Annotated in this window: 17 protein-coding genes; 5 read left to right on the forward strand and 12 right to left on the reverse strand. The window is 63.6% G+C overall.

Annotated features, from left to right (window positions below):
• Window positions 1–539 precede the first annotated feature (539 nt).
• Complete coding sequence (locus RMO51_RS01105) at window positions 540–1,268, forward strand: GAF domain-containing protein (RefSeq protein ID WP_310391240.1); 729 nt, start codon at window positions 540–542, stop codon at window positions 1,266–1,268.
• A 64-nt stretch (window positions 1,269–1,332) separates the two neighbouring features.
• Here RMO51_RS01105 and RMO51_RS01110 read toward each other — a convergent pair whose 3' ends face one another.
• Entirely contained in the window at window positions 1,333–2,010 is a 678-nt protein-coding gene (locus RMO51_RS01110) for a hypothetical protein (RefSeq protein WP_310391242.1), read from the reverse strand.
• Window positions 2,011–2,412: 402 nt separating this feature from the next.
• On the opposite strand from RMO51_RS01110, the gene RMO51_RS01115 reads away from it, so the two are divergent.
• Window positions 2,413–5,001 (forward strand): DNA topoisomerase 3, encoded by a 2,589-nt coding sequence (locus tag RMO51_RS01115; protein ID WP_310391244.1) that lies wholly within the window; start codon window positions 2,413–2,415, stop codon window positions 4,999–5,001.
• Between the two features lie 74 nt (window positions 5,002–5,075).
• Here the strand turns inward: RMO51_RS01115 and RMO51_RS01120 are convergent, their stop codons facing one another.
• A complete protein-coding gene (locus tag RMO51_RS01120; RefSeq protein WP_310391246.1) occupies window positions 5,076–6,536 on the reverse strand; it encodes an SDR family oxidoreductase in 1,461 nt (486 codons plus the stop codon).
• A gap of 280 nt (window positions 6,537–6,816) precedes the next feature.
• On the opposite strand from RMO51_RS01120, the gene RMO51_RS01125 reads away from it, so the two are divergent.
• On the forward strand, window positions 6,817–7,674 hold the full coding sequence (locus tag RMO51_RS01125) for a DUF2911 domain-containing protein (protein ID WP_310391248.1): 858 nt from the start codon (window positions 6,817–6,819) through the stop codon (window positions 7,672–7,674).
• 142 nt (window positions 7,675–7,816) lie between these two features.
• Here RMO51_RS01125 and RMO51_RS01130 read toward each other — a convergent pair whose 3' ends face one another.
• The 8 genes from RMO51_RS01130 to RMO51_RS01165 form a co-directional block, all read right to left on the reverse strand.
• Complete coding sequence (locus tag RMO51_RS01130; RefSeq protein WP_310391250.1) at window positions 7,817–9,190, reverse strand: T9SS type A sorting domain-containing protein; 1,374 nt, start codon at window positions 9,188–9,190, stop codon at window positions 7,817–7,819.
• A gap of 340 nt (window positions 9,191–9,530) precedes the next feature.
• Window positions 9,531–10,301 (reverse strand): SPFH domain-containing protein, encoded by a 771-nt coding sequence (locus tag RMO51_RS01135; protein ID WP_310391251.1) that lies wholly within the window; start codon window positions 10,299–10,301, stop codon window positions 9,531–9,533.
• A gap of 117 nt (window positions 10,302–10,418) precedes the next feature.
• Window positions 10,419–11,111, reverse strand: coding sequence for a hypothetical protein (locus RMO51_RS01140; RefSeq protein ID WP_310391252.1), 693 nt, complete (start codon window positions 11,109–11,111; stop codon window positions 10,419–10,421).
• 118 nt (window positions 11,112–11,229) lie between these two features.
• Window positions 11,230–12,588 (reverse strand): M28 family peptidase, encoded by a 1,359-nt coding sequence (locus RMO51_RS01145; protein WP_310391256.1) that lies wholly within the window; start codon window positions 12,586–12,588, stop codon window positions 11,230–11,232.
• A 177-nt stretch (window positions 12,589–12,765) separates the two neighbouring features.
• A complete protein-coding gene (locus RMO51_RS01150) occupies window positions 12,766–13,683 on the reverse strand; it encodes an enhanced serine sensitivity protein SseB C-terminal domain-containing protein (RefSeq protein ID WP_310391257.1) in 918 nt (305 codons plus the stop codon).
• Between the two features lie 78 nt (window positions 13,684–13,761).
• Window positions 13,762–14,181 (reverse strand): cytochrome c, encoded by a 420-nt coding sequence (locus RMO51_RS01155; protein ID WP_310391258.1) that lies wholly within the window; start codon window positions 14,179–14,181, stop codon window positions 13,762–13,764.
• Window positions 14,182–14,868, reverse strand: coding sequence for an SCO family protein (locus RMO51_RS01160; protein ID WP_310391259.1), 687 nt, complete (start codon window positions 14,866–14,868; stop codon window positions 14,182–14,184).
• 2 nt (window positions 14,869–14,870) lie between these two features.
• The gene (locus RMO51_RS01165) at window positions 14,871–15,320 is read right to left on the reverse strand and encodes a hypothetical protein (RefSeq protein WP_310391260.1); all 450 of its coding nucleotides are present in this window, start codon (window positions 15,318–15,320) and stop codon (window positions 14,871–14,873) included.
• A gap of 239 nt (window positions 15,321–15,559) precedes the next feature.
• On the opposite strand from RMO51_RS01165, the gene RMO51_RS01170 reads away from it, so the two are divergent.
• Complete coding sequence (locus RMO51_RS01170; RefSeq protein WP_310391261.1) at window positions 15,560–16,552, forward strand: aldo/keto reductase; 993 nt, start codon at window positions 15,560–15,562, stop codon at window positions 16,550–16,552.
• A gap of 1,189 nt (window positions 16,553–17,741) precedes the next feature.
• On the opposite strand, the gene RMO51_RS01175 is transcribed toward RMO51_RS01170, so the two are convergent.
• The gene (locus tag RMO51_RS01175; protein WP_310391264.1) at window positions 17,742–19,190 is read right to left on the reverse strand and encodes a diadenylate cyclase; all 1,449 of its coding nucleotides are present in this window, start codon (window positions 19,188–19,190) and stop codon (window positions 17,742–17,744) included.
• A 194-nt stretch (window positions 19,191–19,384) separates the two neighbouring features.
• On the opposite strand from RMO51_RS01175, the gene RMO51_RS01180 reads away from it, so the two are divergent.
• Window positions 19,385–19,657: a hypothetical protein gene (locus tag RMO51_RS01180; protein WP_310391266.1), complete on the forward strand. Its 273-nt coding sequence runs from the start codon at window positions 19,385–19,387 to the stop codon at window positions 19,655–19,657.
• 7 nt (window positions 19,658–19,664) lie between these two features.
• On the opposite strand, the gene RMO51_RS01185 is transcribed toward RMO51_RS01180, so the two are convergent.
• Window positions 19,665–20,900, reverse strand: coding sequence for a TIGR03862 family flavoprotein (locus tag RMO51_RS01185; RefSeq protein WP_310391268.1), 1,236 nt, complete (start codon window positions 20,898–20,900; stop codon window positions 19,665–19,667).
• Window positions 20,901–21,019 lie beyond the last annotated feature (119 nt).

A 21,019-nucleotide genomic window follows, 5' to 3' on the forward strand; every position in this document is an offset into this window, starting at 1 on the left:
TCAGGCGCTAAAGCCCCGGCGGGGCGACATTCGTCGGCCGAGTGTCGCCCCGCCGGGGCTGGAAAAACGGGTTTAGAACGGGTTGACTACCAACGTGCCGCCCCACGGGGGCTACCCTTCTGTAGTCCGCAACTTGAGTTACTTAGTGGCCGGCGCGTGCTGCGCGAGTTCTTCGAAGCGCGGAAGAACGACGCCGGCGCCGGGCTGCCGATACTTGCGGCGGCCTCGGGGTTGAACGCCCGCGTAGCCGTCGGAAAGCCTGGAAGCTGTTCGGCTTAAAACGAAAATCCGTTAAAGCGAACGGTGTGGACGCATCCTGGCGTCTCGGCGTTGAACGACTCCCGCGCTGAGACGCCAGGACGCGTCGCCACGCGGAGTCCACTACCTCAAACAGCTCATTAGCGAGGGTTACAGTTTCCGCTCAGGTCAAGGCCGGCCGCCACGTTCGTTGCTTGATTTGGGCGAAAGGCGCCTAGCTTTGATGATTCGCATGGGGTTTTTGGCCGGCCTGAGTCGCGCGGGGCCACCCCACAGATTTTATGAAACCCGCATTGTATCCGAACCTGATTCCGTCCTATGAGCACGAGCGCCTCGCCGCCCTGCAGCCTTACCAGGTGCTGGCCACGCCCGGGCAGGAGCTGTTCAACGTGTTCGTGGGCATCGTGGCCAAGCTGCTAGAGGCACCCATTGCGCTTGTTTCCTTGGTGCGGGCCACGGACGTGGTCTTTGTCGGCAACGAGGGCCTGCCGGAAGCCACCATCGTCGACCGTGAGGACAGCATGTGCTCGGTGGCCATTTTGCAGGACGGCCTCACCGTGTTCGCCGACATCGCGACCGAGCCGTGCGCCCTGGTCAACCCCTTCGTCGCGCAGCAAATGCAGCTGGGCTTCTACGCCGGGCAGGCCCTGCGCACCCCCGCCGGCGTGGCCATCGGCAGCCTGTGCGTGCTCGACCGCAAGCCCCGCCGCTTGACCCCGGCCGAAGGCGAGCTGCTGGAGCAGTTGGCCCTCGTGGCTCAGGACCTGCTTCGGCTGCAAGCCACCCGTGCCGCCGACCCGGCTCTGGTCCCGGCTCTGCGCGCCCGCCTCGACGGGCCCTTGCAGCAGTCGCTCACCCGCCTGGCCACCCTGGCCGAATTGCACGCCTGGGAAACTTCCGGCGACGCGGCCGAAGTCCAGCGCTACACGGCCTCCCGGCTCGACGAGGCCCGCCACCTCACCCAGGCCATGCACCGCGAACTGCAGGCGGCGCTGGGAGAAGCGGGGTAGGCGCCCGTCGCAGCATAATGTAAGTTGCCCTTGTGACACAACTGCTGCTGCGAAAGCGAAGCAGTTACGGTACCCGGTCCCACACTTCGCCCGCCAAGCTCACCATGCGCACCAGGCCCGCTTGGCGGTCGTAGTACAGTTCCTGGAGGCTGGACGGCTTGGGAAGGGGGCAGCCGGGTCCCCGGGGGGTACCAACAAAAATGACCACTTCGCCGTACTGCTGGCCGCGCACGGTAAGCTGGGCAAAAGGACCATCCAACAAAGGGCCGCTGGGAAACTTCAGCCCGTCACAACTGAAGTAGTCGCTGATGAGGTCGGTATTGCCAACAAATCGATGCCATTTGCCTTTGGCATAGAACCGGCTGGTATACTTGTCAGAACCGCCGGAATAAAGATTTGAACGAAGGGCGGCGCCGCGATAAAAACGAAATTCGCCGCCGGAACCCGCCCCGCTGGTGTCCGTCCGAAACGGACGGAGCACCGCCGCATCGTAATAATTTACCAGCACGGCGCGGTTGCTCAGCAGTCCGGGCCCGGTAAACTCCGTGTGCTCGGCCTGAATTTCCTGGTTCACAGATAAGCGGTAGGTGTGCCGGACGCCCTGCCCGTTTTCAAAAATCCATTCATCGCCCTGTCGGGCCCGGAGCCACAGGCGGTCGTTGTCGGTGAAATGGTAGTAAGGTATTCCTTTTACAAAGGAAAAACCACTTGTTTCGGGGTACTCTTTTTCGCAAGAAGCCAAGCAGAGAAGCACCGGTCCAACTAACAGGCACGAAAGGTAGCGAGGCAGGTTCATGACGGGAAAAGTGAGTAGCAACAACGAAATATAGACACTGACTTACGGCAGCGACAAGGCAAAAACTAATGAAAAGAGACTTTGCCACCAGGCAATAGAGCAGTGTAACAAACTGTTTAATAGCAGGCTGACGTCACTTTTGAGGACATCAATGGTGTTGCGTCGCCCGGGGAGCAGCGCCAGGAGATACGGCGGTCGAATGTGCCCCCGACGGTCATCTGCCGCGGCCTCAAAGGGCAAGTGATTGCCGGAGTTGCCAAAGGCACAAACCCGACCTTTTCCCCGGTTACCTTTGTTGATTCCGCGCGCCGAATTCCGTCGGCGACATCTGCATCACCTGCCCCATCCGTGATAGTCTGCATTGCCGAAAAGCCCAGCGTGGCCCGCGAGATTGCCACCGTGCTGGGTGCCACCCGCCGCCTGGATGGCTACCTGGAGGGCAACGGCTACCAGGTGACGTGGACCTTCGGCCACTTCTGCCAACTCAAGGAGCCCGACGACTACCAGCCCGAGTGGAAGCGCTGGAACCTGCACAGTTTGCCGATGATTCCCGATACGTTCGGCATCAAGCTCATGCGGCGCGACGAGGGCGTAGTGAAGCAGTTCAATACTATTAAAAAGCTGGTGAGCGAAGCCACGGAGGTCATCAACTGCGGCGACGCCGGGCAGGAGGGCGAGGTGATTCAGCGCTGGGTGCTGATGGAGGCCAAGTGCCGCAAGCCGGTGAAGCGCCTCTGGATTTCGTCGCTCACCGAGGAGGCCATCCGCCAGGGCTTTCAGAACCTGCGCGAGGCCAAGGAATTCGACTCGCTGTACCAGGCCGGCAAGAGCCGCGCCGTGGGCGACTGGCTGCTGGGCCTGAACGCGACGCGCCTCTTCACCCTCAAATACACCACCTACCAGGACAAGCAGCTGCTGAGCATCGGGCGGGTGCAAACCCCCACGCTGGCCCTGTTGGTGGAGCGCTGGCACGAAATCCAGAACTTCCGGCCCGAGCCGTATTGGGTGCTGCGGACCGAGTACCGGGGCACGATGTTCAGCCACGTGGCCGCGCCCGAGCAGGCCAAAGACGCCGACGCCGCGCCCGACACCAAGAGCCGCCTGCGCGCGCTGGGTTATTTCGTGACCGAGGAAGAAGCCCGGGAAGCCCTGGAGCAGGTGCGCCCCGCCCCGCTGCGGGTCACGGACGTGGAGATTAAGAAAGGCCGCGAGTCGCCGCCGCGGCTGTTCGACCTGACCTCGCTGCAGGTGCAGTGCAACAACCAATTAGGCTTGTCGGCCGAGGACACGCTGAAAATCGTGCAGGCCCTGTATGAGAAGAAAGCCGTGAGCTACCCGCGCGTCGACACCACGTTTCTGCCCGACGACCAGTACCCGAAAATCCCCGGCATCCTGCGCGGCATTGGCTACGAGGCGCTGACCAAGCCGCTGCTGGCCACGAAAATTCCGAAGACGCCCAAGGTGTTCAACAATAATAAGGTCACCGACCACCACGCCATTATTCCGACCGGCGCGGCCGGCCCGGGCGGCGGCCTGGAAACCAGCGTGTACGACATCATCGCGCGCCGCTTCATCGCCGCGTTCTACCCCGACTGCGAGGTGAGCAACACCACCGTGCTGGCCGAAGCCGCCGGGCGCCCGTTTCGCGTGCGCGGCCGCCAGATTCTGAACCCCGGCTGGCGCGTGGTGTACGGCAACGAGTCAGTGAACAGTGAACAGTTAGCAGTTAACAGTTCACGGGCGGGACAGCCTGACAACGGACAACTAGCAACGGACAACGACGACGTGGTTGCCACCGTGCTGCCCAGCTTCGTGAAGGGCGAAAGCGGCCCGCACGAACCCCGGCTCGACAGCAAAACCACCCAGCCGCCCAAGGACTACACCGAGGCCACGCTGCTGCGCGGCATGGAAACCGCGGGCCGCCACATCGATGACGAGGAGCTGCGCCAGGCCATGAAGGAAAACGGCATCGGCCGGCCCAGCACCCGCGCCGCCATCATCGAAACGCTGTTCAAGCGCAACTACATCCGGCGCGAGAAGAAGCGCATCGTGCCTACGCCCACGGGGGTGGAGCTGATTGGCCTGATTCGCAACCCCACGCTGAAGTCGGCGGAGCTGACCGGCCAGTGGGAGCACAAGCTGCGCCAGATTGAGAAGGGCGAATTGTCGTCGGAGAACTTTCTGGGCGAACTCTCCGGCCTGGTGCGCGAGATGGTGCAGGAGGTGAAGCAGGACAACCGGGGCCGCATGGTCACGTCGGGCAGCGCGGAGTTGGAGTTAAAAGTTAAAAGTGAAGAGTTAAAGAATGCAAGCGGAAAAGCTGTTGGCGGAACGGCTAATAACTCTTCACTTTTAACTTTTAACTCTCCTCCGGGGAACGGCCTGGGCTACTGCCCGGCTTGCAAAACCGGCCACGTGGTGCGCGGCAAAGCGGCCTTCGGCTGCGTGCGCTTTCGCGAAGGCTGCACCTTCCGGCTGCCCGCCGAAATCCACGGCAAGAAGCTCAGCGACCCGCAGGTGAAGGCCCTGCTCGCCAAGGGCCGCACGCCCATCATGAAAGGCTTTGCGGGGGCCGAGGGCCAGAAGTTTGACGCGGCCATCGGACTCGATACCGCGTTCCAGCCCTTGCTGATGCAAGTGGCCGACAGCAAGCCCGGCGCGGCGCCCGACTCCGGCCAGATTCCGTGCCCGGCGTGCAAGCTCGGCACCATGCTCAAGGGCAAGGCCGCCTACGGTTGCTCCCGCTTCCGCGAAGACTGCCAGTTCCGCGTGGCCTTCGAGTGGGGCGGCAAGGCGCTGACGGAGACGCAGCTCAAGCAACTGCTGCGCCGCGGCGAAACGGGCGTCATCAAGGGCTTCGTCTCGGCCAAAACCGGCAAAAAGTACGACGCCGCGCTGAAGGTAGAGGACGGGCGCGTGGTGCCGGTGTTTGGGTAAGAACGGCTGCCCCAAAACCGTGCAGTGCGGACGTGCCGGAACGAGTGGCAGGGCGCGGGCTTTTCGCGTTTACCCTACATGCCGTACTGCACCAGGTTCCGCACCATGCCCTTGAAGATGATGCCGTGGAAGGGCAGCACCGAATACCAGTACAGCCGCCCGAACAGGCCGCGGGGACGGTAGGCGGCCAGCTGCTCCACGGCGTGGGTGCCGTCGGGTTGGTCCAGGATGCGGAACTGCAGCCAGGCCTCGCCGGGTAGCTTCATTTCGGCGTAGAGCAGCAGGCGCTGGCCGGCGCGGTCGGCCACCAGCACGCGCCAGAAGTCGAGCGGGTCGCCGGCGCGCAGGCGGCTGGGCGAGCGGCGACCGCGGCGCAGGCCCACGCCGCCCACGGCTTTGTCCATGAGCCCGCGCAGGCGCCAGAGGAAGTCGGTTTTGTACCAGCCCCGGTCGCCGCCGATACGCCAGATGTTGTCGAGCACCTCGGCCGCGGGCCGCCGGAAGGGCATCAGCTGGCGGTCGAAGAACATGCCGTTTTTGGGAATCTGGATGGCGTCCATGTAGTTCTGGCGCATGGTGCCCGAGCTGAGCGCGTCGGACCAGGAGCTGACCACCTCGTTCTGCTCGATGCGCTGAAACGCCAGGGCCAGCGCCGCCCGGTAGCTCATGCACTCGTGCGGAATCACAGCGCTGATGCTCCGGCTGGGGTCGCCCACGGTGTCGTTTTTCAGACTCTCCACCAGGCTTTGGGCCAGCGAGAACGTGGTGCTCGTGACCAGGTACAGCCACCACGACGACAGGCGCGGGGTGAGCACGGGCACGGTCACAATCCAGCGCTTGTGCCCGCGCTCGGCGGCCAACCCCAGCAGCATCTGGCGGTAGGTGAGCACGTCGGGCCCGCCCACGTCGAAGGCCCGGCCGAAGCAGGCCGGGTTGTCGAGCACCTCGGTCAGGTAGTACATGATGTCGCGGATGCCAATGGGCTGGCAGCGCGAGTTCAGCCAGCGGGGCGTCACCATCACCGGCAGCTTCTCCACTAGGTCGCGGATGATTTCGAACGAGGCCGAGCCCGAGCCGATGATGATGCTGGCCCGCAGCACCGTGAGCGGCGCCCGGGCCTGGCTCAGGACGTTTTCCACGGCGCGGCGCGAGCGCAAGTGCACGCTCAGGTCGTGGTCGTTGGCAATGCCGGAGAGGTACACGACCTGGCGGGCGGGGGTGGTGTTGAGGTACTGCGCGAAGTGCTGCGCGGAGCGTTGTTCGAGGTCAAAAAAGTTTTCGTCCGAGCCGCTCATCGAGTGCACCAGGTAGTAGGCGGCGTCGATGTCGGTGGGCAGGCGGGCCAGCGTGGCGGGCCGCAGCAAATCGCCGCGGGCCACCTGCACCCGGGCGTGCAACGCCTCGGGCAGCGTGTCGGGCAGGGCAAAGCGGCGCGGGTCGCGCACGAGGCACACCACGTCGTGGCCGGCCGCGGCCAGCAGCGGCAGCAGGCGCTGCCCAATGTAGCCAGTGGCGCCGGTAAGCAGGATTTTCATGGTGCGGGAAGACGTGGGGAGGAAGCCGGAACAAAAGTAAATGTCAATATCGCGCAGCATGCGGCATGACCACCCACTGGAGGCACGCCCTGGCGGATACCAACCCGTTGGTTAGCTGCGCCCTGCGTGGCCGCCGCCTTTGCAACCCTGGCGGAGCAGCACAATCCTCGCGGAGCCTGGCCTTAGTCTGAACGGGCCACACGCGCCGTTGTTTGCTGCCCGGTGTAAAACCGCGCCAGAACTTCTGCAACATCAGCCACCAACCAGCATCTTTGCCCGCATGAAACACGTCGTCTATTTGCTCGCCGCCAGTCTGCTGCTGGCCGATACGGCCCAGGCCCAGACCAAGCTCACGGCGCCGCCGCTGAGCCCCACCACCCACATCCGCCAGGACTTTTCCACGTCCTACATCGACCTGACCTACGCGCGGCCCTCGCTGCGGGGGCGCGTGGCCTTTGGTAACCTCGTGCCCAACGGCACGGTGTGGCGCGCGGGCGCCAACTCGGTCACCAAAGTGCGCTTCGGTGAGGAAGTGAAAATCAACGGTCAGGCCGTGCCCGCCGGCGCCTACGCCCTGCTCGCCATCCCCGACGCCAAGGAGTGGACCTTCATCCTAAACCGCGACACGGCCCAGTGGGGCACCTACGAATACAAGCCAGCCCTCGACGTGCTGCGCGCGAAGGCCAAGCCCACCAAGCTGGCCGCCCCGGTCGAAACCATGGCCCTGACCGTGGAAAACCTCCGGCCCAACGCCGCCGACCTGGTCATCAGCTGGGACCGGACCCGGGTGGCGCTGCCCCTCACCGCCGACCCCGACCGCATTGTGATGGGCCAGATTCAGGAGGCCATGAAGGGCGAGAAAAAGCCGTATTACACCGCCGCCCAGTACTACTACAACACCGGCAAGGACCTGACCCCCGCCATCGGCTGGCTCGACGAAGCCATTGCCGCCAAGCCCACCTACTACGGCTACTACTGGAAAGCCAAGCTGCTGCAGAAGCAGGGCAAAAACAAGGAGGCCATCGAAGCCGCCAACAAGTCGCTGGAGCTGGTGAAGGACGATAAGAACGAAGTGTCGAAAGCGGAATACACGCGCCTGAATCAAGAGGTGTTAGCCGCGGCGGGCGGAAAGAAATAGCGCAACCCTGCGCTGCAAGCAAGAAGCCCCGTCGGATGTCCGACGGGGCTTCTTGCTTGCAGCGCAGGGTTGCACATCCACCGCAAAGTCGAAAAAGAACCTTGTGCCGGGCGCGGGTCAAGGCAGGTCGGCGCTGCCGGTGTTACTGCACCACCACTTTTTGCCGGGCGGTGCCGCTGGCGGCTTGCACTTCCAGCACGTAGAGGCCGGCGGGCTCGCGGCTCAGGTCGAGGGCGAGCGGCGCGGCGCTGGTCCAGGCCTGCTGCTGCACCAGTCGGCCCGTCACGTCGAGCACGCGCACGGCGGCCGGGCCGCTGGCCGGGCGGGCGGCTTGCAGCGTGAACCGGCCGCCAACGGCCGGATTGGGCGAAACGCTCAGGCCGGCTTGCAGCGCCGCATCGGTCCGGGTGCCCAGGACCGTGCTGGCAAAGCGGTGGGCGCCGGTGGTAATTTGGTTGCCATTGTTTATTTGAAGGCCAGCCGACCAGCCCACGGTCGCGCTCAAAAATTCAGCCGTGAGGTGGTTGAAGGTGCTTTCCAGCGCCACCCAGGTCTGGCCGTTGTCGCGCGAAACCGACGAGCCCTGGTCGCCATTGTCCAAGTTGCTGCCCGTCGAAACGTATTGGCTGGTGCCCGGCACGGCGCTCAGGCCAAGGCCGCGCAACGGCCCCGCGTACGCCACCGGGGCCCAGGTGGCGCCGCCATCGGCGGTGCGGTACAACGAGTGGTCGGTGCCGTTCTCATCGAATATGCTTAGCAGCCCATTCTGCGCGTCGCGGAAGGCTATCGTGCCGGTGGGCTCGGGTGCGTTGGGGCCCAGGCTGGCCACGGCCCAGGTCAGGCCCTTATCGGGGGAGCGGAATACGCGGCCCCGGTCGGTAACGAACCAGATGTTGTTGCCAAACACGGCGGGGGAAAGCACGCCAATGTTTTCATCGTTCAGCGTAGCGGGAACATTGGTCACGCGCGTCCAGGTCTGGCCCGCATCGGCCGTGGTGTAGGTTTCGAAGCCACCCCCGGTGGTCAGGTCACCGCCCACGGCCACGCCCTCGGTGGCGGAGAAAAAGCGAATCAGCCCTGGGAAGCTATCGGGGTTGCCGAACACGGCGGGGCTGCTCTGGGTGGTCCAGTTCTGGCCGCCGTCGGTGGTGCGGTAGATGTAGCCGCCGCGACCATCCACCGTCGTCGGCGTCACCCAGGCCGTCGTCGTCACCCAGGCCGTCGTGGAGCTGATAGCCGCCAGGGACGTTACCTCTTCCTCCCGGGTGGCATTTACGGGTAGGTTGGTCACCGTCCAGGTTTGGCCGGCGTCCACGGTCCGTGCCAGCTGGGGCACCACGTAGGTATTTGCAAAAATGCCAACGCCCACGGTCCAGGCCGCGTTGGCATCCACCGCGTCAAAGTACAAGGTGGTGGCGTCGGTTGAAGCGAAGCCGATGGGTTGGTAGACCCACTGAGCTTGGGCGGTAGAACCCAGCAGGCACAAGCCCAGGCAGGAAAGGAAGTGTTTTTTCATAAAAAGTTGGTGAAGGGGAGCATGAATGTAAAGTGAATTTGCCAGTACAGAGCGTCGAACCAGCCCTGGGGTTGGTTGTTGCGCCAATTAAATTTTGGGCGCGGCTGATTTTCCGCGCTCAAACACCATTCTCTGACCCATTCCTAACGAATTCTACCGCGCCATTACCAGCGGTGCGACCGGTTACATTGGCCCGTCTGGCCGTATGCACCGCAATTCCGGCTAAGGTAAAATCGTCCTTGCCGGTGGCAAGGTCGGCCCGGGGGCAGTGGTGGGGAAGCGCTGGCAGGCGCCGCCGTGCCGGAAATTTACGATTGGTGCGAGCGTAGTTCCGGCGGTGTTAGGCGGTGGGCTTGTTGCCTTGTTCGACCATCTGCGTGAAACTCTTGGCCGCGTTCGAAAACTCCGAGGGTAGTAAGATAACCGTCGTGGTATTGTTGTCGATGCCGATTTCCGACAGCATCTGCATGCGCCGCAGCTCCAGCGAAAACGGGCTTTTCTCCATTTCCAGGGCACCCTGCGTGAGCTTGATGCTGGCTTCCAATTCCGCTTCGGCCTTGATGATGCGGGCGCGCTTCTCCCGGATGGCTTCGGCCTCGCGCGCCATGGCGCGCTGCATGGACTCCGGGATTTCCACGTCCTTGATTTCAACCAGCTCAATCTTCACGCCCCAGGCCTGGGTGGCGGCGTCCACGATTTGCAGCAGGGCGGTGTTGATTTGGGCCCGTTCGCGCAGCACCTCGTCCAGTTGGTGCTGGCCAATGATGTTGCGCAGCGCCGTGACCGAGAGCTGGTACACGGCTTGGTTAAAATTGGCCACCTTGATGATGGCGTCGGCCGGGTTCACCACCCGAAACCACAGCACGGCGTTCACCTTGATGGTCACGCTGTCCTTGGTAATGGTTTCCTGCTGCTCCAAATCCACCGTTTTGGTGCGGATGTCAATGGTCTGCTGCCGCTCGATAAGCGGGATTATCCAGTACAGCCCCGGCCCCCGCGTGTCCACAAACCGGCCCAGCCGAAACACAATGGCCCGCTCGTACTCCTGCGCAATGCGCAGCCCGGACAGCAAAATAAAAACGATGATGAGAACAACGACAAGGGGCGACATGGCTGATTAGATTAAGTCAACGCATCTATCGCCGAATGATGTCAGAAAATTACAAGTCAACCAGAGTATTATTCGCTGCAAACACCAATATGACGGGGCAGCTAACAACCAGTTGGCTTAATTAAAATTGACAACAGTTGTGTCGTTGTAAAACACTGTCCTGTACCGATTATCCCAGGTCTCATCCCGGTATTCCACGTTGCCCGAGTTTAGCCTCAATCGGTTAGATGTTATTTTAACGAACCGATAATCTCGATTTGGCAGCACCTTAACCGTTTTTGTAAACACGATTCGCTGGCTTGTCCTCGCAGAATCACTGAAAATCGAACCTCTGTAATCACTGCCCTTCTGGTCCCACGCAATTAAAAAGAACTCGATATTTGTTTTGCCATTCTTGCTCGAATTGGCATTTACTGTAACCGTTTTATAGGGAGTTACTTCAAGATTTAACTTGTTCAAACCACGCTGAACTTTGAAACCATCAGATTCCGGAGGCGTGGTTAGGGCATAGTAATCTTGATTTGTCTCAACTTTCACGAGGTATTCCCCTTTGCTGGCAGCGTCAAAAGAAAGGCTGTACCGTCCTGCAGGGTCGGTAGAAACCATGGTTATGGAATCGAAGCGACTGGTACCATAGTTCCCATAAATGTAGCGTTGCACAGAAACGCGAACCGCCCCTGCTGGCTGGCTGGTGTATCTGTTCGTTACCGTCCCTTCTACTATTGTTAAAGCATTCTCCTTGTCAGTGTCGCAGGAAGAAACCACACACGTCAAAACGCTAATCAGAAACGAGTAGGTTATTTTCTGCATAAGCCTTTACCTGCGGTGAGACTGTCGAAAGACGTTATAAGAGAATTAGTACATTAAAAGCAAGTGTTTTGTTGATGAGTTGTATTGCTCGTCCTTGGGTTTTGAAGTTTTAATAATTCTACCGCCCCACCACCGGCAGCACCGGCACGCTCTCGTGCCCGGCCGCGTCCACCGCCGCCACGCCGAAAATGAAGTTGTCCTTGCTGATGTCCAGGTTCGCCGTCAGGTCGGCCATGGGGATGCGCTGCTGCCACTGCGGGGCGCTGGTTTCGCGCACCAGCACCACGTAGCCGGCCGGCTTGGGGCCGGTGGCGGGCGCCTGCCAGCGCAGCTCGGTGCGGTTGGTGAGGTTGGCGGTGAGGACTTCAACCTTGGCGGGGGAGGCAGGGGCCAGGGCCAAGCTGACCATGGTGGCCAAGTTCACGCCGGCGTTGCGGCGCAGGTAGGCAAAGTCCACGCCCTCAATCACGTCGCCGTAGGGGCGGCCTTTCTCGGTGCGCAGGTCCTGGTGCTGGTGGGTGTAGTCCTCGTTCATCTCGGTGAAGCGCACGGCCGGGAAGCCCTGCTGGTTGAAGGGCGTGTGGTCGCCGCCGCGCAGGAACCGGTCGGGGCGGTACTCCAGCACCACCTGGTGGCCCTTGCCGTAGAGCTGGGCCGTGCGCTGGGCGTAGCGGGCCAGCTGGCGGCTGATGCCATCGTTCTCGGAGCTGAGCTGGCGGCGCTGCTTGGCCTGCTCGGGCGTCTCGTTGGCCGGCACGCCCTCGCTGAACACCCGCAGGCGGGTGGCGTCGTTTATCACCGGGTCGAAGCCGTGGGAGTTGCCCACGATGTCGTTGTTGAGCATGGCCACCAGGTTCCAGCCTTCCTTCTTGGCGCGCGCGGCCAGGTGGCCCGAGCCGTAGAGTCCCTGCTCTTCACCCTGCACGGCCACGAACTTGAGGGTGCAGGGGAATTTCTGGCCGGCCAGCACGCGGGCCAGCTCCATCACCAGCACCGTGCCCGAGCCGTCGTCGTTGGCGCCGGGGGCATCGGCGGTGGCGTTCATCACGTCGCTCACCCGCGAGTCGAGGTGGCCGCTCACCAGGATGATGCGGGTGTCGGTGGGGTCGGTGCCGGGCAGGGTGGCCAGCACGTTGGCCATGAGCACGGGCTGGTTGATGCGGCGGCCGTCGGGCTTCACCGTGAAGGTGTCCATCTCCACGGTCAGGCGCCCGCCGGTGGCTTTGCTGTACTTCTCAAATTCGGCCTTCACGTAGTTGCGGGCCGCGCCGATGCCGCGGGTGGGGCTCTGGGTGTCGCTCAGCGTGTGGCGCGTGCCGAAGGCGACGAGCTTGCGGGTGTAGTCCTCCAGGTTTTTGGCCGAAATCTCCTCAACCAGCTTCTGGATTTTGGGGTCGGCCACGGGGAGCAAAGGACCGGGCTTGGTTTGGGCGAGGGCGGCAAATGGCGCCAGGAGCAGGAGTACGGCGAGTTTCATAGCCGGAAGGTAGGGCGAGACGTCAATAAATGGGAATAAACAAAAAAGAACGTCATGCTGAGCTTGTCGAAGCATCTCGCGTGGATTAGTAATTTAACCGCTTAACGATTCAGATTACTACCCCGAGCGAGATGCTTCGACAAGCTCAGCATGACGTTCTTTTTTGTTTACTTTTCGTTACCCGGCCTTATAAAACGGCTCCACGGTGCGGAAATAGGGGTTCACGCCTTCGTCCGAAGTCTTGTCCAGCAGCATCAGGTCCACGAACTGGTAGGCGTTGGTCTGGCCCTGGAGCACGGGGCCCAGCTCCTGCAAAAAGCTCGGGTCGGGACTGCTGCTCTCAAAAGCCAGCAGCAGGCGCGGCACGTCGGGGTTGTCGGCGAGTTGCATCTGGGCCAGGTAGGCGGCTTCGATGTGCGGCTGGGTGGCGGCCCAGGCGGCCAGGGCGTCGGCCACGGCCGTGGGGTGCTCGGCGGGCGCGCTGAGCAGCACCTGGGCGTCGCCGCCGGCCGGGGACAGCGGCCCGGTGAGCTGCCCGGCCAGCAGGGCGGCCAACTCGTCCTTGGGCAGCAGCTTGCCGGCCGGCGAGAAGGGGTTGAGCACGCAGTCTTGGCCCTGCACCATGCTGAAGAAGGCGTGGCCGGGCAGGCGCACGTAGCTCACCAGGCCGTTGTCGACGCCGCCGTCCGTCAGGCGGGGCACCGAGGTGAAGATGGGCAGCTTGCCATCGGCCAGAATCTGGAGCTGGATTTCCTGCCCCTCGGTGAGGACGACCTCGCCGGTGGCCACGCCTTCCGCGGGGGCCAGTATCATCAGAATTTCCTCCTGCAGCAGCGCCTGGTAGAAGGCCGGGCGGGCGTTTTCATCGGTGGCGGCCAGCAGCAGGAGTTGCTCCAGCACGTTCTCAGGCTCGAAGGGGAAAGGCTCCGGGGCGGGCAACTGGAAGGTCGGGGTGGGCTCAAGCGGCGCCGTGAACTTGGAGCCCTGGTAGCGCGGCCCGCAGGCGGGTTTGTCGGCCGGCGGCGTGGCGGGAGCAGTGGCGGGAGCCGACGGGGCATCAGCGGGTTTATTTTTCAGGAAGTCAAACAGGCCCATAACGATGAAATATGCGAGTGGATTGGGGGTGCAATCTACGCCAAAAAACGCGTTGGCGGGGCCAAAAAGACCCTAAATTCATTCCGCCACCGTGGGCAGGCGGCAGGCGTCGAGCTGCTGCTGCACCTCCCGAATGGTGCGCGGCGCCGCCTCGTTGCCCCAATGGCTCTCGATGTAGTTGAGCAGGTTGGTGAGCTGGGCGGGGCTCAGGGCTTTGTTGCCGGGCATCACGTTGTGGTAGCCGATGCCGTTCACCACGATGACTTCGTTCTGGCCATTGCGCAGGATGCAGGCCAGCTCGGCGCGGTGGTCCACCAGGTAGTCGGCGCCGGCCAGGGGCGGGATGAGGCGGGCCAGCCCCTGGCCCTGCTCGCCGTGGCAGCCCGAGCAGTGCTGCACGTACAGCCGCTGGCCCTGGTGGCGGTTGTTGCTGAAGCAACCGGGCAGCGCAGCGGCCAGCACCAGGCCCACGGCTAAAAAGCGGAACCAGGCGGGCATCTACTGGCGGGCCACGCCGGGCTGGCGGGTACTTATTTCGGCCAGCAGCGTGGGCAGCTCGGCCAGCAGCCGCTCCATTTCCTTGGCATTGAGGCTGTCGTAAAGCCCGCGAATGTGGCCCTGGTCGTCCACGAGCGCGAAGGTGCCGTTGTGGGCAAAGCCGCCGGGGGCGTGCTGGTCGGGCTCGGCGGCCGTGAAGTAGGCGCGGGCCAGTTGGAACACCGTGTCCTTGGCCGCGGGCACGCCGCGGGCGCCGGTGGTGGCAAAGTACCAGTTGCGGGCCGCGCCCATGCCCAGGCGGTCGGCGTAATCGCGCAGCACCGCCACGGTGTCGTGCGCGGGGTCGATGGTGTGCGAGAGGAAAGCCAGGCGAGGGTTTTTGCCAAACTTGGCGTACACCTTTAGCAGCTCGCCCTGCATTTTGGGGCAGATGCCGGGGCAGGTGGCGAAGAAAAAGTCGGCGATGTAGGCGCGGCCGGCGAAGGTCTGGTTGGTGATGACCTGCCCGGTCTGGTCCGTCAGGCGGAAGGCGGGCACGGTGGCAAACACGGTATCGGCGGGGCCGCCGTCGGCGCGGGGCCGCACGTCGCGCTCGCCCAGAATGGGCAGGCGGGCAACCCGGGGTTCGGAGCAGGCGGTGAGCAGGGCCGCGGCCAGCACCGGCAACAGGAAAAAGCGTTTCAACATGGTTACTTGGGAGGGGCGGGCGCCCCGGGGTGCTGGCTGATAAACAACGTAGCCGAGTCTATCGTTGCCCGATATTGCAGTTTAACCCGGGCCAGCACCTGCTGCTGCTGCCGGAAGTAAGCCAGGCGCGCCGCCGGCGCGGCCGTGGTGTCGGGGGCTTGGTACTGGTGCATCCAGTCCATCATGGCGGCGTCGGCCGCCGCCAGCCCGCGCAGGTACGGGCCGGCGGCGGGGGAGTGGGTGGCGTTGATTTTGGCCTTGAGCGAAAAGAGCTGGTCGGTTTGGGCCATCAGCGAGTCGTGCCGGGCCATTACGGCGATTTCGGCGGCGGCGACGGGCGAGGGTGCGCCGTTTTCGGCAATGGGCCGGGTGGGGGAGGTGCAGGCGGCTGCCAGCGCCAACGGAACGGCCAAAGCCACCGCCCGGTACTTGAGTTTGAGACAAAATTTCACGCCGTAAAAGTACGTCCGGCGCCGGTGCGCGACACCCGCGAAGAAGCGCATAAGTCGCGTGGAAAAAAGTAAAGCGGCAGCACCAAGCGGTAATTCGGAGGTCTTAAGCGCGGTTTTGGCAGTTTCAGGGCCGGCGGGACACCGCGGCAGTTCACCGCCCGACCGCCCGTGCGAATTCTACGTAGCACTACGCTGCCGCCCCGAGTTCTTTCTCTATTCTCTTGTTGATTACACCGACTATGAACACCCGCCAACTGGGCCGCTCCGGCCTCACCGTTTCTGCCCTGGGCCTGGGCTGCATGGGCATGTCCGACTTCTACGGCGGACAAGACGACGCCGAGAGCACCCGCACCCTGCACCGCGCCCTGGACCTGGGCGTGACTTTCTTTGACACGGCCGACATGTACGGCCCCTTCAAGAATGAGGAGCTGCTGGCCCAGGCTTTCCGGGGCCGGCGCGACCGCCTCGTGCTGGCCACCAAGTTCGGCATCGAGCGCGACCCCAACGACCCCGCCAAGCGCGGCATCAACGGCCGGCCCGCGTATGTGCAGGCCGCCTGCGAGGCCAGCCTCCGGCGCCTGGGCACCGACCACATCGACCTGTACTACCAGCACCGCGTGGACCCCACCACGCCCATCGAGGACACGGTGGGCGCCATGAGCCGCCTCGTGGACCAGGGCAAAGTGCGCTTCCTGGGCCTGAGCGAAGCCGCCCCGGCCACCGTGCGCCGGGCCGCGGCCGTGCACCCCATTGCGGCCTTGCAAAGCGAATACTCGCTCTGGAGCCGCGAGCCGGAAGACGAAATTCTGCCCGCCATGCGCGAGCTGGGCGTGGGCTTTGTGCCGTACTCGCCGCTGGGCCGGGGCTTCCTCACCGGGCAAATAACTAAGTTTGAAGATCTCGAAGCCGACGACTACCGCCGCCACACCCCGCGGTTTCAGGGCGAGAACTTCCAGAAAAACCTCGACCTCGTGGCCCGCATCAACGACCTGGCGCGGCAGAAGCACTGCACCGCCGGCCAGCTGGCCCTGGCCTGGGTGCTGGCGCGGGGCGAGGACGTGGTGCCCATTCCCGGCACCAAGCGCGTGAAGTACCTGGAAGAAAACCTGGGCGCGCTGGAAGTAGAGCTGTCGGCGGCCGAGCTGGCGCAGCTCGACGAAATCGCCCCCAAAGGCACCGCCGCCGCCGGCCTGCGCTACCCGGCGGCCATGATGGGATTGGTGAACGGGTGAGCAGCGTTTGGAGCGGCTCTCAGATTAATACGGCGCGGCCGGGGAACCTCACCTCTGGACTTTCTCCAAAGGAAGAAAGGGGAGCCGGATGCCCAGTGCATTAATCTAAGAATCATCGTAATTTGAAGGAAAAGGAGGTGGCGGGCGACTGTTTATTCGTCACAGGTTGTAGCGCAATCCTACGCCGCCGCCGCCGCCTACTGGCGACCCGGATGTGCCAAATAATCGGGCAATGCATAGTACCCATGACACGTGTGCGCTAGCATCCGCAGTTAACTGTAGGTGACGACTGATTCTGCAACTAGCCGCTAGTCCTGCGGTCATGGGCAGGTCGCCTAAACTGCGCCGCTTCTCGCGCGCAGGAAAAGTTACTCCTGAATTCAGGGATAACGCGTAGTAATATTTTTCAGTAAAGTGGGTCATCACATAGGTGAATCCAAATCTCCCATCGAGCTGCCAGCGGCTATTCGCAGCAGGAGGCAACAGCGGTGCGCGTAGCAGCATTGAGGCAGCAAAAGCCTTTACGGCCTCGTTGGAGTAGTAATAAAAATCGTCGTCACTTGTATACACAGGGTCGCTGTTTACTGGCGCAGCCCGCTGGTATCGCATAAATCCTGCTTCTAAGCTAGGCCCCTTGAGGAACCGGTGCCCAACCAGCACCTGCGCTGGTTGCAGTTAGTAGGGCGAGGAAGTTCCGTTGCTATGCACGGTTTCGGGCTGCGCATATCGCTGATATGACGCTCCGACTGCGACATACCAGGACGAGGCAGGGGCTGGAGAAGTTTGAGCAACGGCCCCCACTAAACTTCCAACCACCAAATAGCTGGTCAGCGCGGGCAAACTGTACAGAGGGCGCATGGGAAGTGCTTGAAAAGGTGTTTGCAAATGAACACGGCACCCCAATGGAAACAGAACTAATATGTTGGAAAAACAGACTTTATAAAACACCTGATTTGGACGACCTGATTGATTAAGCTAAGGCCAGGAGGTTCCCATCTCGCCCCTAGAGCTGACTTTTCTTACTGATTTACCCATCTTAGTTGTGAAATGCCGTCAAAAAAAAGATTTTTCAGCTATGGTTAAAACGCTCAGTTAAGTGCGCACTTCGAAAGACGAGCCTGCTCAGCTTGCCCGTCCTTCGGTCTACTGTCCGCACACCCCTCCAATCCCCGCAATTACAGGCTTCGTTCTAGCTCGGCAGCAGGTCAATCCAGCCGTCTTCGCTGACTACGATGGCCAGGACGGGGTACTTGCTGCTGTTGACGTAGCGCAGGGCGCCGTTGTAGCGGGCGCCGCGAGAAGAGTCGCCCTTGTCGGTGGCCAGGCCGTCGAGGATGGCGCCGATGCCGTGGCACATGGCGCTGGGCTCGATGAGCACGGCCCCGTCGATATTGGTGACCAGGCGCAGGACCGAGGGCGTCATGATGCGCGGCACCACCCGGAAGCACTGGCGGTTGAGGCGCTTCGCTTCGTGGGCCGCCCCGGTGGTGATGACCAGAATGGTGCCGTTGGGCTGGGTGGTGGCCTGCTGGGCCAAGTCCCAGAGGTAGCCAATGCTGTCGGCGTCGAGCGCGGGGAAGACGATGCGCACGGTGCGGGCAAAGTTGTCGGCCGCCACCTGGCCCTGGGGCAGGCGGGGCGTGTTGCTCACCACGCGCATCAGCACGTGGCCGGCGTGGCTCATCTCCCAGCTGTAGTGGTTGGTGAAGTGCACCGTGACCAGCGGCTCGAATTGCGAGTCGGACTCGGGCGCGAGCTGGCCCAGCCCAAACACGTGCGAGGCGTCCGAAATCAGGGCGGTGTGGCCCTCGCTCAGCTCCAGCAGTTTGCGGATGGAGCGGTGGTCGCGCATGGGCACGGGCGTTTCCAAGGTGAGCACGGGCACCACGGCCGGGTGCAGGCGCCGGCTGATGAGCATGGTGCCCACGCCCTCGTCGCCCTCGTGGCGCAGGGCGGCCACGCCGTTGCAGGCGTCGTAGAGGCCGTGGGTGCCGGCGGGGGCCACGCGCAGCATCAGCCGGCGGCCGGCCGAGCGCAGCAGCTCGTTGTGGTCGCGGTCGAGCACCGGCTGGTCGTTGTCGGCGGTGTCGGCCTCGCGCAGGGCGCGGGTGCAGTCGTTCAAAAACTCCAGCACCGCCGCGTGGGGCAGGTTGGACGGACGGCCCGCGCCGGGCTTGGGCAGCGCGTAGTAGCCGTCGTAGCAGTCGGCGGCCACCTGCAGCACCACCGTCACGAGGTAGCCCTGCAGGCTCACGGGCACGGCGCAGAACGAGCGGCGGTTTTCGCCGCGGGCGGCCGTCAGGCCGCGCAGGGTGGCCTCGGTGGCTTGGCACACCAGCTCGTACCAGTGCTGCTTCTCGAACCGGTCGTGGTCGTTGGGGTGCAGGTGGTACACCGAGCCCTTGGGGCCGGCGTCGGCTTCGAGGGCCGCGGCCTGGTCCTTGACGTGCTTGAAATCGGCGGGGGCGTAGCGCAGGGAGGCCGGCTCCAGCACCACCGCGTCGGGGGCGTCCACTTCTTTGGCCGAGCCAAACCCCACCAGAAAAACCTCCGGCCGCAGGCCGCGGTCGAGCAAATTAAAAACTCCGTCGGCGAAGAGCTGGGCCGAAACGCGAAACAGGCTTTGGTGTTCCCACATGGGCAAATTCAGGACGGCCGGACCCCGTTGCGGACCCGACTTCGCCCCGAACTACGGAAAAAAGCGCTGGATAGTGGCTTGGCGAAACAAAATTCCTCTGCGGGCGCTTCCTCCTGTGCACCCCACGTTGTATCTTCGGGCTGGCGCCAGCCCCCGTAGTCGCCTCGTCCTCACCCCGCCAACCCCGCAAGCCTATGCTCTTCATCGACATGCTCTTCGTGGTGGCGGTGGCCATTTCTTTTATTCCGATTCTGACCGGCTACTGTGCCCACAGCCGGGGCCGCTCGTTCTGGCTGTGGTTTGTGCTGGGCTGGGTGCTGCCGCTGGTCTCGTTCTTCCTGCTCTTCGCCCTCATCGCGCGCGACGAGCTGCACCCCGGCCGCCGCTTGCTCGGCGAAGCCCGGCAGATTCTGCGCGACGCTGAGGAGCAAGCCAAGGCGCTGCGCCTGATGAGGAACAAAGACTGAGCAATGGTCATTGCTCATTCCTCTTCAAGCGCCGCGCCACTCCCCGCGCCACCCAGGCGCCGGTGCTGAAGCAGCCTTGCAGCAGGTAGCCGCCGGTGGGGGCTTCCCAGTCCAGCATCTCGCCGGCCACGAAGGTGCCCGGGCGCTGCCGCAGCATCAGGTGCTCGTCCAAGGCGGCGAAGGCAACGCCGCCGGCGGTGGAAATGGCTTCGTCCAGGGGGCGCAGGCCCGTGACAGGCAGCGGCACGGCCACCAGCAGCCGGGCCAGGGCTTCCGGGTTTAGCGCGTTCACTTCGGGCTGAGCCTCGCGCAAAAGGGTTGAAACGGGGGAATTCAGACCAAGGGCTTTGCGCAAAAAGTCGGGCAAGGAGGCGCCCGGCCGGCGCTGCCGCAGCTTCGCAAGGAGCGCCGGCGGCGGCAGGTCGGGCTTGAGGTTCAGGTGCAGCACGGCGGGGCCGCCGCGGGCCAGCGCCGCCCGCAGCGGGGGCGTGAGGGCGTACACGGGCGGGCCTTCGAGGCCGTAGTCCGTGAGCATGATTTCGCCGCGCAGCTCGGGCCCGTCGTTCACGCGCAGGGCAATGTTTTTGAGCGGCGCCCGGCCGACTTTTTCTTTGAAAAACGGGGACCAGCTCACCTCCGCGCCGCAGTTGGCCGGCGCGAAGGGCGTGACCGGCACGCCAATTTGCCGAAGCAGCGGCACCCAGGCGCCGTCGGAGCCGGTTTTGGCCCAGCTGGCGCCGCCCAGGGCCAGGACCGTGGCGGTGGGCTCGATAAGAAAATCCCGGCCGGCCTCCGGCCCCGGGCGTTCGGCGCGCAGGCGCAGGCCGGTGGCGCCCGCGAAGCCCAGCCAGCGGTGCCGGGTGTGAATTTCGACGCCCAGCTCACCTAGCCGGTGCAGCCAGGCGCGGAGCAAGTCGGCCGGCCGGTGCGCGGCTTCGGGGAAGATGCGCCCGCTGGTGCCCACAAAAGTTACGATGCCCAGCGCCGCCGCCCAGGCCCGCATATCCGCCGGCGAAAAATGACCCAGCAGCCCGCGAAAGCGGGATTCTTCCGCGCCGTAGCGGCTGGCGAAGCGGCTGGCTTCCTCGGCGTTGCTCAGGTTGAAGCCGCCGTGCCCGGCCACCAGAAACTTGCGGCCCGCGGTGGCCTGCGCTTCGAACAGCCGCACCCGATGGCCGGCCTCCGCTAGCCGCTGCGCCGCCATGAGACCGGCCGGCCCCCCGCCGATTATTGCAATGAACAATTAGTAGTTAGCAATGAGCAATTGTGCACAGATGTAGGAGACAATTCGAAAAATAAAAAGCACGTCATGCTGAGCGCAGCCGAAGCATCTCGCCCGCTTCGTTCGGGCCGTTGCAACGA

Source organism: Hymenobacter sp. (assembly GCF_031398885.1).
Taxonomy (GTDB): domain Bacteria; phylum Bacteroidota; class Bacteroidia; order Cytophagales; family Hymenobacteraceae; genus Hymenobacter.

What these genes read in the sequence shown, in the direction of transcription:
- RMO51_RS01105 (WP_310391240.1), top strand. Translation starts at nt 540, where the DNA reads ATGAAACCCGCATTGTATCCGAACCTGATTCCGTCCTATGAGCACGAG.
- RMO51_RS01120 (WP_310391246.1), bottom strand. Translation starts at nt 6,536, where the DNA reads ATGAAAATCCTGCTTACCGGCGCCACTGGCTACATTGGGCAGCGCCTG.
- RMO51_RS01125 (WP_310391248.1), top strand. Translation starts at nt 6,817, where the DNA reads ATGAAACACGTCGTCTATTTGCTCGCCGCCAGTCTGCTGCTGGCCGAT.
- RMO51_RS01130 (WP_310391250.1), bottom strand. Translation starts at nt 9,190, where the DNA reads ATGAAAAAACACTTCCTTTCCTGCCTGGGCTTGTGCCTGCTGGGTTCT.
- RMO51_RS01135 (WP_310391251.1), bottom strand. Translation starts at nt 10,301, where the DNA reads ATGTCGCCCCTTGTCGTTGTTCTCATCATCGTTTTTATTTTGCTGTCC.
- RMO51_RS01140 (WP_310391252.1), bottom strand. Translation starts at nt 11,111, where the DNA reads ATGCAGAAAATAACCTACTCGTTTCTGATTAGCGTTTTGACGTGTGTG.
- RMO51_RS01145 (WP_310391256.1), bottom strand. Translation starts at nt 12,588, where the DNA reads ATGAAACTCGCCGTACTCCTGCTCCTGGCGCCATTTGCCGCCCTCGCC.
- RMO51_RS01150 (WP_310391257.1), bottom strand. Translation starts at nt 13,683, where the DNA reads ATGGGCCTGTTTGACTTCCTGAAAAATAAACCCGCTGATGCCCCGTCG.
- RMO51_RS01155 (WP_310391258.1), bottom strand. Translation starts at nt 14,181, where the DNA reads ATGCCCGCCTGGTTCCGCTTTTTAGCCGTGGGCCTGGTGCTGGCCGCT.
- RMO51_RS01160 (WP_310391259.1), bottom strand. Translation starts at nt 14,868, where the DNA reads ATGTTGAAACGCTTTTTCCTGTTGCCGGTGCTGGCCGCGGCCCTGCTC.
- RMO51_RS01170 (WP_310391261.1), top strand. Translation starts at nt 15,560, where the DNA reads ATGAACACCCGCCAACTGGGCCGCTCCGGCCTCACCGTTTCTGCCCTG.
- RMO51_RS01175 (WP_310391264.1), bottom strand. Translation starts at nt 19,190, where the DNA reads ATGTGGGAACACCAAAGCCTGTTTCGCGTTTCGGCCCAGCTCTTCGCC.
- RMO51_RS01180 (WP_310391266.1), top strand. Translation starts at nt 19,385, where the DNA reads ATGCTCTTCATCGACATGCTCTTCGTGGTGGCGGTGGCCATTTCTTTT.